We start from the raw sequence: 12,732 nt of genomic DNA, 5'->3' as shown, positions 1-12,732 counted from the left end.
TCAGAACTCCAGGTTGAAGCGCGCATAATAAAGGCCGCCGCTGCTTCCCCATGGCGAATAGGGATTGTAGAGCCAGAAACCGTTGGCCCGCAGAGCCTCCGGCAATTTGTCGGGGTAGGTGTCGAACAGGTTGTTGGCGCCCAGGCTGATCCGCGCGCCCGGCGCAAGCGCCAGCGTTCCCTCCAGATCGACGATGATGCGGGGGGAGACAGGGGCGTCGAGCGCCGGATCGGTGGGATGGACCTGCGTCACGCGGCCATATCGGGTGGCGCGCAGGTTGATGGAAGCGGCCTCGCCCGACCAGAGCAGATTCGCGATCAGCTTGTCACGCGGGGTGCCCATGGACACATCGCCCTGACGCGCCCGGCCGATCAGCGCGCCCGGCGGATCGGTGGTGGACAATATGGCCGGGGCGGCGTCGATATGGGTGAAACGGGTGCGGTTGATATTGGCCGAAAAGGTGATGGCCGCCGTTCCCCAGGGGCCGGGCGACGAGCGCCAGTTGGCGACCAGGTCTAACCCGCGCGTGCGCGTGTTCGCAGCGTTGGAAAAATAGAAGGCGCCTGCCGACCCGGTAAGCCCGGCGCTGTCCAGCGCGGCGCGCACGGCGGGACCTGTCAGCACGTCGCTCAGCAATATCCGGTCCCTTATGTCGATCTGATAGGCGTCGACGGTCAGGTTGAGGCCCCCGCCGGGACTGGCCACCAGCCCGGCCGCCCAATGGGTTGATCGTTCAGGCCGCAGGGGCGCCGCGCCCAGCGCCTGAGCCGCCGCCGACCGGGCGGGCAGGGCCGATACCGGCAGCAATGCGCCGCCCACGTTGATGGTGCTGGCGGAGGCATAATGTTGCTGTTGCAGCGTAGGCGCGCGAAAGCCGGTGCTGATCGTGCCGCGCAGCGCCAGCCCCGGCGCAAGAGCAACGCGCGCCGACGCCTTGCCGCTGTTGGCCACGCCGAAATCGGAATAATCCTCATGCCGCCCGGCCAGCGCCAGTTCCAGACTGTCGCCGATCGCCTGTTCGGCGCTGGCATAGGCGGCCCAGCCATGGCGGCTCCAGCGCCCGGCTGCGGAGGCGGGAAAGCCGGACACCCCCTGCGCGCCCGGCGCGCGCGGAACGCCGGCATGGACGCCATCGGCTGAAACCCAGCCGCCATCCTGCCAGGATGCCGGTTCGCCGGCGCCAACGCTATAGCGATTGCCGCGATATTCGACGCCGATGCCGATCGTCATCGGATCGTCCAGTCCCCCATCGACGGAGCGGCGCAGGTCGAGATCGGCGATCCATTCCCGCGTTTCCGCCGAGCCAAGCGCCATCGTCGACGGACTGGCCGCCCCCAGCGACGCATTGAGCGTCGAGCTTTCGCCATAGCGGGCGAGGTTGCGGGCGAAGGAGGTGCTCAGATCATAGTCCCACCCGCGCCATTCTCCCCGCAGGCCCGCCACCCATTGGGCGTCGCTCTCGTTGATATGCAGCCGGGGGCTGTAGCCGAGCGGATAGAGGGCGGGCACATTGTTCAGGGCGTCGGGCGTGCGATAGGTGAGCCAGGCGTCGGCGTTGCGACGCGACATCGTGCCAAAGCTATAGAATTCATTGGCGTCGCCCAGCGGCGCGGAGGCGTCCAAAGCGATGGTCAGGCTGGCCAACTGGGGCTGGCCGCCGCGGTTTACGACACGGTTCAGATTGCGTTCGCTTGTGCTGGCAAGACCCGCGACCGTCTCGAAAAACGGCCCATTATTTGCGGCGGACCGAAAGGCATGGCCCTGAAGGTGCCCGTCAAGCGTCAGATGGATATGGCCTTCTTCGCCGATGGCAAGGCCCTGGCTCCATTCGATCCGTCCTTCCTCGCCATCGCCGCGCGCCGTCAGGCCCGCTGTCCAGCGCGCCTGGCCGCCCGCATCGTCCTTCAGCAGGATGTTGATGACCCCGGCCAGCGCGTCCGACCCATATTGCGCGGACGCGCCGTCGCGCAGCACCTCGATCCGCCTGATCGCGGCGGCGGGAATGAAATCGAGGTCGGGGGGCGACTGGCCGCTCTGGGTCGTGCCGTTGATGAACAGCGTCGCCATATTGTGACGTCGCTTGCCGTTGACCAGCACCAGCAGATGATCGCCCGCCAGACCGCGCATCGACAGGGTCTTGATCGCGAAACTCGCACCCGAACCGCTGTTCGACACCGTCAGGGACGGCACCAGCCCGCCCAGCAGGTCGCGTGTGGAGAGGCGGCCGCCCGCCGCCAGGTCGGTCGCCAGCAAAATGTCTATGGGCGAAAGACTCCCCGTCAACGACCGTGTCGACAGGCGCGTTCCGGTGACGATCAGCGCCGCCGCCGGCGCCTCCTCCGCAATGGCCGCCTGCGCAACGGGGGGGCGCTGGCGCCTGACGGCGGGCGCATCGGTGATGGCCAGCGCGCGGCTCGCCTCGCGCTCGTTGGCGATGCTGTGGCCTGGGCGGGTGAGGGCGATGACGCCATGGCCGGTTTCGGACAGGGCCAGGCCCGTGCCCGCCAGCAGGCGTTTCAGCGCCTCCTGCGTCGTGAACCAGCCGCGCAGGGCGGGGCTGCGCAGACGCGATACATCATCATAGGGAAAGAGAATCCTGACGCCCGCCTGCGCCGCCAGCTGGTTGAGCGCAGTGTTGAGCGGCTGCGCGCCAATCTCGAACTTGTGCCGTTGCGACAGGATGGATGAAGGAACGGTCCTGGCCGTGGCTGTGAAGGCCGATGCCCCGGCAAGGCCCATGGCCAGCGCCAGCAAGGCGGCGTTGAGGCGCATTGTATCTTTCCCCTGCGCTCGCCGGTCAGGGCGAGCCCCAAAGACGGACAACGAAGCAGACCGGAGGCCCCGCCATGCGGCGCGCAATCATCCAGCCGCGCCCCGCGCTTGCACATACCAGCGGTCAGCGCCCTCCAGCGCGATCGCGGTCAACAGTCCGCTGCGCCAGGCGCCGGTGTCTATGCCGATGCGGTTCGCCTGTTCGTCGACGTCGGGCGTAATCGTGTGGCCGTGGATCACCATGCGGGGAAAGGCGCGTTGATGGCTGAGAAATGGCTCGCGTATCCAGCGCAGATCCTCCCCCTTTTGCCGCGCCAGATCGACATGGGGGCGGATGCCCGCATGGACGAACAGATAATCGCCGATTTCGACCCAGTCGGGCAGATCATCCAGAAAATCGACATGGTCGCGTGGAACATGGGCCAGCATCCAGGTCGCCAGCGCCGCATCATCCATGGCGCGGGCTGTTTCCGGCGGCAGGCCATAGCTGGCGCAGCTTTCGACGACGCCATAGCGGCGCATCAGCCCGACCGCGCGCTTGTCGCCACGCGCGGCGGCGGCGAACATTTCCTCGTGATTGCCCTTCAGCACGATCGCGCCATTGGCCGCCAGCGCCATGGCGTAGCGCACCACCTGCGCGGAACTGGGGCCCCGGTCTATGAGGTCGCCCAGCAGGATCAGGCTGGTTTTCGCCGGTGGCCGGGCTGCGTCGTCGGCTTCGATCAGCGCCAGCAAAGACCGCAACAGGCCCGCGCAGCCATGAATGTCGCCAATGGCGTAGACGCGCTCGCCCTCCCCGATATGGGGGGAGGGAGGATTATCGCCGCCGCTATCGCCAAAGCCGAACATGGCCCTTTATCCCATGCCGCTACAGCCGGGGCAATGTCACGCCCTGCTGCCCCATATATTTGCCCGCGCGGTCGGCATAGCTGACCTCGCAAGGCTCGTTGCCCTGAAGGAACAGGAACTGGCAGGCGCCCTCATTGGCGTAGATTTTCGCGGGCAGCGGCGTGGTGTTGGAAAATTCCAGCGTCACATGGCCTTCCCAGCCCGGCTCCAGCGGCGTCACGTTCACGATGATGCCGCACCGCGCATAGGTGGATTTGCCAAGGCAGATGACCAGCACGTCGCGCGGCACGCGGAAATATTCGACCGTGCGGGCAAGGGCGAAGCTGTTGGGCGGGATGATGCAGCAGTCGGTCTTGCGGTCGACGAAACTGTTGGCGGCAAAATCCTTGGGGTCCACCACGGCGCTGTCGACATTGGTGAAAATCTTGAACTCGTCCGCCACCCGCGCGTCATAGCCATAGGAGGACAGGCCGTAGCTGATGCAGCCATCGCGCCGCTGGCTTTCCACGAACGGCTCGATCATGCCGGTTTCCAGCGCCTGCTGGCGGATCCATTTGTCGGAAAGAATGGCCATGGCGTCTCTCAGTCCTTTGGTGTTGGGGCGATGCCCAGATCGGCCGGGCCGAAGGCATGGGGCAGCAAGTCAGCGACCTTCAGATGCAGGACGCGGTCGCCGCCGGGCGTCGCGCAATGGATGGCGAGCGTGCGGCCCGCCATCTGTTCGACCTCGTTCATCACCTGCCGACACCGGCCGCAGGGCGTGACGAGCGCCTCTTCCGCCGCATCCATCGCGCCGCCCACCACCGCAATCGCGGTGACATCGCGCAGCCGACCCTGCGCGTTGACGCTGGCCAGCGCCACGGTCTCGGCGCACAGCGACAGGCCGTAGCTGGCATTTTCGAAATTGCAGCCGGTGACGATGGCGCCGTCGGCAAGCCGCACCGCCGCGCCCACGGCAAAGCGGCTATAGGGCGCATGGGTGTTGGCCATCGCCGCGCGCGCCGCCGCGATCAGCTCCTGCACCGAACTTGCTTCGTCCGTCATGGCGCCACCACATTCCAATGGACCGGACCGTCCACGCCATCGATATGCCGCATGTCGCTGGCCGTCCACATCACCCATGGGCGGCTGGCATAGTCGGGCGGGAAGAAATTGCCGTCCAGCCACAATGTCCGGTTGATGCCGCCGCCAATGTCATATTGCTTGTCGAAGGCTTCGGACACGTTGAGCACGACCGGCTTCCCGGCATGGCCCTCGACCAGATTGACCAAGGTGTTGAGGTCTGCGAGCAATTTGTCCCGTTCCGGCCGGATGGCGCAGCCCGGCGCGAAATCCAGCCGGATGACCGGGGGCAGGGCGGCGTTGTCGCGCGGCACGGTGGTGACGAACAGGGTGGCGAGGTCCGATATGCTGCGGCAGGCGCTATAGTCCAGCACCGCGCCGAACCGCATGCCCGCCGCCCGCGCGGCGACGCGACTGGCGGCATAGGCCGGGTCGCGCCCGGCGCCGCTGGCCGCGCGGATATAGGCGAAATCGGCGCCCTGCGCGGCGACCGTGCCCCATTCGATGTCCCCGTCGGCGCTGCTGACGGAAACGCCCTGCACCGGATAATCCGAACGTGAAGGCGCCCATGACCGGGCATAGAGCCAGGTTCCCGACGCGATCAGCGCGACCACCGTCAGCGCCACCGCCGAACGGCCGATGATATGCGCCGGGGTCAGGCTCGCCATGATCCGTCAGGCCTTGATATGGAGAACGCAGATCAGCGTGAACAGCCGCCGGGCGGTGTCGAAATCGACCTTGATCTTGCCGTCTAGCCGCTCGATCAGCATGTCGGCGGCGTCGTTATGGATGCCACGGCGCGCCATGTCGACGGTTTCGATCTGTTGGGGCGAAGCGTTGCTGATCGCCTGATAATAGCTGTCGCAGATGGCGAAATATTCGCGGATCGGGCGACGGAAACGGCCCAGGCCCAGGATCACCGCCTCCAGCGGCGCGCCATCCGCCCGGTCGATGGCGATCACCAGCCGCCCATCCTCGACCGAAAGGCGAACCTTGTAGGGACCGGCATAGCCATCGGCATGGACGCGCGCTGGTTCGAAATAATTTTCTTCCAGCAGGTCGAATATCGCGATGCGCCGCTCCTGCTCCACATCGGCGCTGCGCCACAAGATGGTCCGCTCGTCCAGCGAGATGTCTATGATACGGGGGTCGGCCATGGCGCAGTCTGCCGTCACTGCGGCCTTGGGCGGCGAATTGCAAGCGGGACTTATCCACAATTCCTTTGGGCCTTTGTCCAACGGGCCTTGCGCGGGCAGGGCGGTAGGAGGAAGAGGGAGGGATGGTTGAACTGTTGAAAATCAATCCCGCCGAAACCGGCGGTCAGGAATTGCCGCGCAATGTGGAGGCGGAGGCCGCGTTGCTGGGCGCGATCATGATCGACAACCGCATTGCCGAGGATGTTCAGCTCAAGCTGAAGGCCGAGCATTTCTTCGAACCGCTGCATGGCCGCATCTACGAATCGATCATGCGCCTGCTCGACCGCGACATGGTCGCCAATCCTGTCACGCTCAAACCCATGCTGGAACAGGATGCCGCGCTCAAGGAACTGGGGGGCGCGGCCTATCTGGCGCAATTGACGGGCAATGGCGCGGCGCTGATCGGCGCGCGCGATTTCGCGACGCAGATCTATGACCTCGCACTGCTCCGGCAACTGGTCAGCGTCGGCCGCGACCTGGTCGAAAGCGCGCTGGACACCAGCGAGGACGTGAACCCGCGCGAACAGATAGAGATGGCGGAAATCGCCCTCTACAAGGTGTCGGAGGGCGAAGGGGAGACCGGCTCGGTCAAGAGCTTTTCCGCCGCCACCACCATGGCGGTGCAGATCGCAGAACGCGCGCTCAACAGCGGCGGCCATGTGTCGGGGATCACCACCGGCATCAACAGCCTCAATGCCAAGATCGGCGGTCTGCACAACAGCGACCTGATGATTCTGGCCGGGCGTCCGGGCATGGGCAAGACGTCGCTGGCCACCAACATCGCCTATAATGCCGCCTCGCGCTGGCTTCGGGACGAGGCGGAGGGCATCCCGCGCGAAAAGAATATGGGCGCCAAGACCGCCTTCTTCAGTCTGGAAATGTCGGCGGATCAGCTCGCCACCCGCGTTCTCGCAGAACAGTCGGGGATCAGCGGCGAAGCGCTGCGCATGGGCAAGATCAGCCGCACCGATTTCCAGAACCTGTCGCGCGCCGCGCGCGAATTGCAGGAATTGCCGCTGTTCATCGACGATACGCCGGGCCTGACGATCGCGGCGTTGCGCACCCGCGCGCGCCGGTTGAAGCGGCGGCACGACATCGGCTTCATTGTCGTCGACTATCTGCAACTGTTGCAGGGCAGCGGCCGGGGCAATGACAACCGTGTGAACGAAATTTCGGAGATTTCCCGTGGCTTGAAAACGCTGGCGAAGGAGCTGCACGTCCCCGTGCTCGCCCTGTCGCAGCTCAGCCGCGCGGTCGAACAGCGCGAGGACAAGCGGCCGCAACTGTCGGACCTGCGCGAATCGGGCTCGATCGAGCAGGACGCGGACATGGTCTGGTTCGTGTTCCGCGAGGACTATTATGAAGCGGCCAAGGAACCCAAGCCCGAGGACGAGGCCGCCTATGCCGTGTGGAAGGAGAATATGGAGCGCATCTATGGCCTGGCCGAAGTGATCGTCGCCAAGCAGCGCCATGGCTCCACCGGCCGCATCCGCATGAAGTTCGATGCGAAGATCACCCGCTTCTCGGACCTGGCCGACGATGGTTATGCCGACCTGTCCTATGAATAGGGTGGGTCAGCCAGTCAGCAGCGGCCAGATGACCAGCGTCAGCCCGGCCAGGCTGGCCATGAAGGCCAAAGTCCGCACCATCGGCACGCCGATGGCATAAAGCGGCAGATAGAGGACCCGCGCGCCCAGCCAGATCCAGCCGCCCAGCGCGGTCATGTCGCTGGTCCGCCCGGCCAGCACAACGCCCAGCAGGGCGACGATGGCGATGGGGAATGTCTCCTGAAAATTGGCCTGCGCCCGCGCCAGCCGTCCGGCGACGGGGTTAAGCGGCGGCAAAGCCTCGTCACGCGCGCCCATATTCCATTTTGCGCCATATTGCCGGGTCTTGAGGTGCACGGCCGCAAAAATATGCGCCATCAACAGCAGCGCGCCCCAGGCGAGAATGCGGATTTCGGCGGGCATGGCATGATCCTTCCTTGCGTGTCGCCGCCATGGCGGGCGGCCATCTTTTCATAACCTCATCTGCATGGTCGCGCCAAGGCTGCGGCCCCTGATGACGCCAGTGGATCATTCTCGCCATCGGGGGCCGTCATGTCAGGCGATGGCGGCGCGCGCCCGCGCCTCGATGCGCTTTTCCAGCAGCGACAGGGGCATCACGCCTTCCTCCAGCACGCCATGGAAATGCCTGATGTCGAACTTGTCGCCCATGATTGCTTGTGCATGGGCGCGGGCCTTGGTCCACACGCCATGGCCGACCTTGTAACTGGTCGCCTGCCCCGGCTGGGTGCAGTAACGCTCGACCTCGCGCTGGCAGCGGGGGCGGGCAAAGCCGGTCGTCTGGACCATATAGTCGGTCGCCTGTTCGCGGCTCCATCGCTTCGCATGGATGCCGGTGTCGATGGCAAGACGCGCCGCGCGGAACAGGAAGGACTGGAGATAGCCCGCCCGGTCGATGTCGCTGGCATAGCCCTTGAGTTCATCGGCCATCTGTTCGGCATAGAGCGCCCAGCCTTCGCTATAGGCGCTCATAAAGGCGATGCGGCGCAGCATCGGCACGTCGCCCGCCGTCTGGGCGATGGAGATTTGCAGGTGATGGCCCGGCACGCCCTCATGGTAATTCAGCGCGGGCAGGGTGTAGCGCGGCCAGTCGCCAATTTCCTTCTGGTTGATGAAGAAGATCGCCGGGCGCGATCCGTCCAGCGCGGCGCGAATATAATAGCCGTTCGACGCTCCATCCTGAATTTCAATCGGCACCGCGCGGATTTCCAGCGGGGTGTCGGGTATGGTGGCGAAGGCCTGGGGCAGCTTGGCGGCCATGAGCTTGGCTTCGGCGTTGAGGTCGGCGATCATCTGCGCGCGGCCCTCGGTCGTGTCGGGGTAAAGCTGCGACCGATCGGCGTTGAGCGCGGCCAGCCGTTCGCCAACCGTGCCCTTGGTGAAACCGGCGGCCTTCAGGATCACGTCCAGCTTCGCGCTGATGTCGGCGACCTGCTCCACGCCCATTTTGTGGATGTCCTCGGCCGACAATTCGGTGGTCGTCGCCTGTTTGAGCGCGGCGGCATAGATTTCATCGCCGCGCGGGGCGCGCCATACGCCATCGCCCGCCGCCGTGGTCGGCCGCAGCGTCTCCACCAGCGCGATCTGAGCGTCGAGCGCGGGATAGACGGCGCTTTCCACGATCTTCGTGGCGCGCGCCCGCCAGTCGCCCGCAATGCCCTTTGCGGCGGCGCGTTTGGAGAGAGATTCGACCATGGAGGCGGTGGCGGCGGGCTGTTCGCGCAGCTTCCGCATCTGGCCCAGCGTCAGGTCCAGCGACCAGCCCGGCGCCAGATAGCCGCGCGCCGCCTCTTCCTTCTGCACGGCGCTGTCGGTGGCGAGATTGCCTGCAAAGGCCTCCAGCCGCGACAGATAGGCCTCGCAATCGGCGGCGCTATTGATGGTGTGGGCGGTGTTCAGGAAATCGGGGGTCGAGAAATAGGCGCCGCCCTGCTGAAAGATGCGATAGGGCCGCTGGACCGCGTTCAGGCCGAACCTGGCCGCCGGAACCGTCTGCTGCTCCAGCGAATATTGGATGACCTCCAGATTGAGGCGCTGGGCGGGCGACAGGTCCGCCTTGTCAAAGGCGGCGAGGTCGGCCAGCGCCTTCTGCGTCATGGCAAGGCGCTGTTCCATCCCCGCCTTGCTGTTGTCGTCCAGCTTGCCCTTGGCGGCGGCGCGGGCGCCCTTGTCCAGCCCCAGGCTGGTGGTCAGGCCCGGCGACATGTCCAGCGCCTGCTCGAAAATGGCGGTGAACAGCGTGTTGAGGCGCGCGTCGTCCGCACCGGCGGTCGCGGTTTGCGCCCACAGGCGCGGCGCGGCGGCGGTCAGCGCGGCCGCGCCGGTGGTGGCGAGAAACTGGCGGCGGTCCATGGCGATCACTCCCTTCCATGATGTGGCATGGCGGAGTGTTTTAGACCGCTTATACGATCCGTCCAGTGGATTGTAATAATATTACGCCGCGGTAACGGATCAGAACACCGGCATATTGGCCGGGTCTTCGGGGTCTGTAATCGGCGTCACCGGCGAATGGATGCCGCATTCCACCTTGTCCCACCCGCGCCAGCGCCCGGCGCGCGGGTCTTCGCCCGGCAGAACCTTCGACGTGCACGGTTCGCAGCCGATGGACAGATAGCCCTGGGCCTCCAGCGGATGGCGGGGCAGGTCATGCTCGGCGAACCAGGCCTCCAGATCGTCCTTCGTCCAGTCGCCCAGCGGGTTGATCTTCAGGCGGCCGTCCTCCACCTCGAACCGGGGCAGGTTCTGCCGGGTGACCGACTGGAACGCCTTGCGCCCAGAAATCCAGGCGTCGAGGCCGTCCTTGGCGCGCTTCATCGGTTCGACCTTGCGAATGTCGCAGCAGCCGTCGGGATCATAGGACCAGCGCAGGCCGGTCGCATCCTTTTCCGCCAGCACCTTGGCGTCGGGCGCGACCACGCGGCTGTCGGTAAAGCCCAGCCGCGCGATCAGCGTGTCGCGATAGTCCAGCGTCTCCGCGAACATCTTGAGCGTGTCGACAAAGATTACCGGCACGGTCGGATCGGCCTTTGCGATCAGGTCGAGCAGGACCGCGCTTTCGGTGCCGAAGGAGGATACGACGGCGACATTCCCCGCCAGCCCTTCGGCAAAGACGGTTTTCAGCATGGTCAGCGTGTCGACGCCCTCAAACCGGGCGTTGAGCGCGTCTGCCTCCGCCTGGGTGAAGGCGGGGCGGGCGTCGATGATGTCGACCTTGCGGGCGGCGTCAGCCATTTTGCGTCTCCGGGCGCCGCTTGGCCCACACCGGGCTGCGGCCGTCGATCGTCCTTTGATAGACGTCGGCATAGCGATTGAGGGCGCGTTCGACCGCGGCATCGTCCAGCGGCTTGTCGGGGCGGAAACTGTCGAAGCCGCAACGGCGCATGGCGACGATCTGGTCGACCAGCACGTCGCCCACCGCCCGCAATTCGCCGTCATAGCCCGATTCGCGCAGGATGCGGGCGGCCGAATAGCCGCGCCCATCGCCGAACACGGGGAAATTGACCTCCACCAGCGCGATCCGGCCCAGATGCGGCAGCAATTCGCGGGCATCGTCGCCCGGTTCGATGCGGACGGCGGTGGCGTTGGACTGGCCGGTGAAGGCCTCGACCGTCACCGCCGGTTCCTGTGCGGCGTCGCCGTCGCGGAAAGAAAGGAACTCAGCCATAGATCGCCTCCTTGAAGGGCTTCATGCCGATGCGGCGATAGGTGTCGAGGAAGCGTTCGCCATCCTGCCGCTGTTCCAGATAGATGTCCGTCACCTTCTCGATGGCCTCGACAACGCCATCCTCGCTGAAGCCGGGGCCGGTGATCTGGCCGAGCGAGGCGTCCTGCGCGCCCGATCCGCCCAGCAGCAACTGGTAATTTTCCACGCCCTTCCGGTCGACGCCCAAAATGCCGATATGACCGGCATGATGGTGGCCGCAGGCGTTGATGCAGCCCGAAATCTTGAGCTTCAATTCGCCCAGGTCGCGCTGGCGCTGCGGATCGGCAAAGCGCGCCGCGATCTTCTGCGCCACCGGAATGGCGCGGGCGTTGGCGAGCGCGCAATAATCAAGGCCGGGGCAAGCGATGATGTCGGTGATGAGGTCGAGATTGGCCTCGGCCAGCCCGGCTTCCTCCAGCGCCTGCCAGACCGCCGGCAAATCGGCCTTGCGGACATGGGGCAGGACCAGATTCTGCGCATGGGTGACGCGGATTTCGCCCAGCGAATAACGGTCGGCGAGGTCAGCGACCAGTTCCATCTGCTCGGCCGACGCATCGCCCGGAATGCCGCCCTGCGGCTTCAGGCTGATGTTGACGATGGCGTATCCCGCCGCCTTGTGCGCGGCGACATTGCGGTCGACCCACAGGGCGAAGGCCGGGTCGGCGCGGTCGATTTTGTCGGACAGGCCCGTTTCATAGGCGGGCGGGGCGAAGAAGGCGCGGATGCGGGCCAGTTCCTCGACCGGCGGGTTCAGCCCCTGCTGCCGCATATGGGCGAATTCTTCCTCGACCTGGCGGCGATATTCCTCGACGCCGATTTCGTGGACCAGGATCTTGATGCGCGCCTTATACTTGTTGTCGCGGCGGCCATAGCGGTTGTAGACGCGCAGGCACGCTTCGAGATAGGCGACAATCTCGTCCTCGGTCACGAAATCGCGGATCAGCGGCGCGACCATCGGCGTGCGGCCCATGCCGCCCCCGGCATAGACTTCGGCGCCGATCACCCCGTCGCGCGACACCAGTTTAAGGCCGATGTCGTGCAGGCGCATGGCGCTGCGGTCCTCGTCCGCCGCGATCACCGCGATCTTGAACTTGCGGGGCAGATAGGTGAATTCCGGGTGGAAGGTCGACCATTGGCGCAGCAATTCGGCCCAGGGGCGCGGATCGGCCACTTCGGCGGCGTCGACCCCGGCATATTGGTCGGACGAAATATTGCGGATGCAATTGCCGCTCGTCTGGATGGCGTGCATCTCCACCTTGGCCAGTTCCGCCAAAATGTCGGGCGCGTCGGACAGCTTGATCCAGTTATATTGCAGGTTCTGGCGCGTGGTGAAATGGCCATAGCCCTTGTCATATTTGCGCGCGATCCCGCCCAGCACGCGCATCTGCGCGGCCGACAATGTGCCATAGGGGATGGCGACGCGCAGCATATAGGCGTGGAGTTGCAGATAGAGGCCGTTCATCAGCCGAAGCGGCTTGAACTGGTCCTCGGTCAGTTGCCCGGCCAGCCGCCGTTGCGTCTGGTCGCGAAATTCCTCGACGCGGGCGTCGACAATGGCCTGGTCATAGCTGTCGTAACGATACAT

Annotated in this window: 12 protein-coding genes; 1 reads left to right on the top strand and 11 read right to left on the bottom strand. The window is 65.6% G+C overall.

The genetic code is table 11. From position 1 onward, the window contains the following. From GGR44_RS05435 to GGR44_RS05410, 6 genes are all read right to left on the bottom strand, one after another. On the bottom strand, positions 1-2,772 hold the full coding sequence (locus tag GGR44_RS05435) for a TonB-dependent receptor (RefSeq protein WP_183954449.1): 2,772 nt from the start codon (positions 2,770-2,772) through the stop codon (positions 1-3). An 87-nt stretch (positions 2,773-2,859) separates the two neighbouring features. Continuing rightward, positions 2,860-3,621 (bottom strand): metallophosphoesterase family protein, encoded by a 762-nt coding sequence (locus tag GGR44_RS05430; RefSeq protein ID WP_183954448.1) that lies wholly within the window; start codon positions 3,619-3,621, stop codon positions 2,860-2,862. Between the two features lie 19 nt (positions 3,622-3,640). After that, positions 3,641-4,195 (bottom strand): dCTP deaminase, encoded by a 555-nt coding sequence (gene dcd, locus GGR44_RS05425; RefSeq protein ID WP_183954447.1) that lies wholly within the window; start codon positions 4,193-4,195, stop codon positions 3,641-3,643. Positions 4,196-4,203: 8 nt separating this feature from the next. Further along, positions 4,204-4,665, bottom strand: a complete 462-nt coding sequence (locus tag GGR44_RS05420; RefSeq protein ID WP_183954446.1) for a cytidine deaminase — start codon at positions 4,663-4,665, stop codon at positions 4,204-4,206. Next, entirely contained in the window at positions 4,662-5,351 is a 690-nt protein-coding gene (locus tag GGR44_RS05415; protein ID WP_183954445.1) for a GH25 family lysozyme, read from the bottom strand. The genes GGR44_RS05420 and GGR44_RS05415 overlap by 4 nt, the downstream gene beginning before the upstream one ends. 6 nt (positions 5,352-5,357) lie before the next feature. Next, a complete protein-coding gene (locus tag GGR44_RS05410; protein WP_183954444.1) occupies positions 5,358-5,840 on the bottom strand; it encodes a UPF0262 family protein in 483 nt (160 codons plus the stop codon). A 122-nt stretch (positions 5,841-5,962) separates the two neighbouring features. Between GGR44_RS05410 and GGR44_RS05405 the strand changes: the two genes are divergently transcribed. Further along, positions 5,963-7,447, top strand: coding sequence for a replicative DNA helicase (locus GGR44_RS05405; RefSeq protein WP_183954443.1), 1,485 nt, complete (start codon positions 5,963-5,965; stop codon positions 7,445-7,447). 6 nt (positions 7,448-7,453) lie between these two features. On the opposite strand, the gene GGR44_RS05400 is transcribed toward GGR44_RS05405, so the two are convergent. The 5 genes from GGR44_RS05400 to GGR44_RS05380 all read right to left on the bottom strand — a co-directional run bounded on the left by GGR44_RS05400 (position 7,454) and on the right by GGR44_RS05380 (position 12,732). Then, positions 7,454-7,849, bottom strand: a complete 396-nt coding sequence (locus GGR44_RS05400; protein ID WP_183954442.1) for an MAPEG family protein — start codon at positions 7,847-7,849, stop codon at positions 7,454-7,456. Between the two features lie 132 nt (positions 7,850-7,981). Further along, a complete protein-coding gene (locus tag GGR44_RS05395; protein ID WP_183954441.1) occupies positions 7,982-9,796 on the bottom strand; it encodes a DUF885 domain-containing protein in 1,815 nt (604 codons plus the stop codon). A 99-nt stretch (positions 9,797-9,895) separates the two neighbouring features. Beyond that, positions 9,896-10,675 (bottom strand): phosphoadenylyl-sulfate reductase, encoded by a 780-nt coding sequence (locus GGR44_RS05390; protein WP_183954440.1) that lies wholly within the window; start codon positions 10,673-10,675, stop codon positions 9,896-9,898. Next, positions 10,668-11,108: a DUF934 domain-containing protein gene (locus GGR44_RS05385; protein ID WP_183954439.1), complete on the bottom strand. Its 441-nt coding sequence runs from the start codon at positions 11,106-11,108 to the stop codon at positions 10,668-10,670. The genes GGR44_RS05390 and GGR44_RS05385 overlap by 8 nt, the downstream gene beginning before the upstream one ends. Beyond that, complete coding sequence (locus GGR44_RS05380) at positions 11,101-12,732, bottom strand: nitrite/sulfite reductase (protein ID WP_183954840.1); 1,632 nt, start codon at positions 12,730-12,732, stop codon at positions 11,101-11,103. The genes GGR44_RS05385 and GGR44_RS05380 overlap by 8 nt, the downstream gene beginning before the upstream one ends.

Origin of the sequence: Sphingobium fontiphilum, assembly GCF_014196635.1 — a bacterium.
In the GTDB taxonomy this organism is placed as follows: domain Bacteria; phylum Pseudomonadota; class Alphaproteobacteria; order Sphingomonadales; family Sphingomonadaceae; genus Sphingobium; species Sphingobium fontiphilum.
Note: the sequence above shows the minus strand (reverse complement) of the source record. Positions and strands in the feature narration are given on the sequence as shown.

Bases quoted from the DNA above. Each gene is read 5' to 3' on its own strand.
- GGR44_RS05435 (WP_183954449.1), bottom strand. From the start codon at position 2,772: ATGCGCCTCAACGCCGCCTTGCTGGCGCTGGCCATGGGCCTTGCCGGG.
- GGR44_RS05430 (WP_183954448.1), bottom strand. From the start codon at position 3,621: ATGTTCGGCTTTGGCGATAGCGGCGGCGATAATCCTCCCTCCCCCCAT.
- dcd (WP_183954447.1), bottom strand. From the start codon at position 4,195: ATGGCCATTCTTTCCGACAAATGGATCCGCCAGCAGGCGCTGGAAACC.
- GGR44_RS05420 (WP_183954446.1), bottom strand. From the start codon at position 4,665: ATGACGGACGAAGCAAGTTCGGTGCAGGAGCTGATCGCGGCGGCGCGC.
- GGR44_RS05415 (WP_183954445.1), bottom strand. From the start codon at position 5,351: ATGGCGAGCCTGACCCCGGCGCATATCATCGGCCGTTCGGCGGTGGCG.
- GGR44_RS05410 (WP_183954444.1), bottom strand. From the start codon at position 5,840: ATGGCCGACCCCCGTATCATAGACATCTCGCTGGACGAGCGGACCATC.
- GGR44_RS05405 (WP_183954443.1), top strand. From the start codon at position 5,963: ATGGTTGAACTGTTGAAAATCAATCCCGCCGAAACCGGCGGTCAGGAA.
- GGR44_RS05400 (WP_183954442.1), bottom strand. From the start codon at position 7,849: ATGCCCGCCGAAATCCGCATTCTCGCCTGGGGCGCGCTGCTGTTGATG.
- GGR44_RS05395 (WP_183954441.1), bottom strand. From the start codon at position 9,796: ATGGACCGCCGCCAGTTTCTCGCCACCACCGGCGCGGCCGCGCTGACC.
- GGR44_RS05390 (WP_183954440.1), bottom strand. From the start codon at position 10,675: ATGGCTGACGCCGCCCGCAAGGTCGACATCATCGACGCCCGCCCCGCC.
- GGR44_RS05385 (WP_183954439.1), bottom strand. From the start codon at position 11,108: ATGGCTGAGTTCCTTTCTTTCCGCGACGGCGACGCCGCACAGGAACCG.
- GGR44_RS05380 (WP_183954840.1), bottom strand. From the start codon at position 12,732: ATGTATCGTTACGACAGCTATGACCAGGCCATTGTCGACGCCCGCGTC.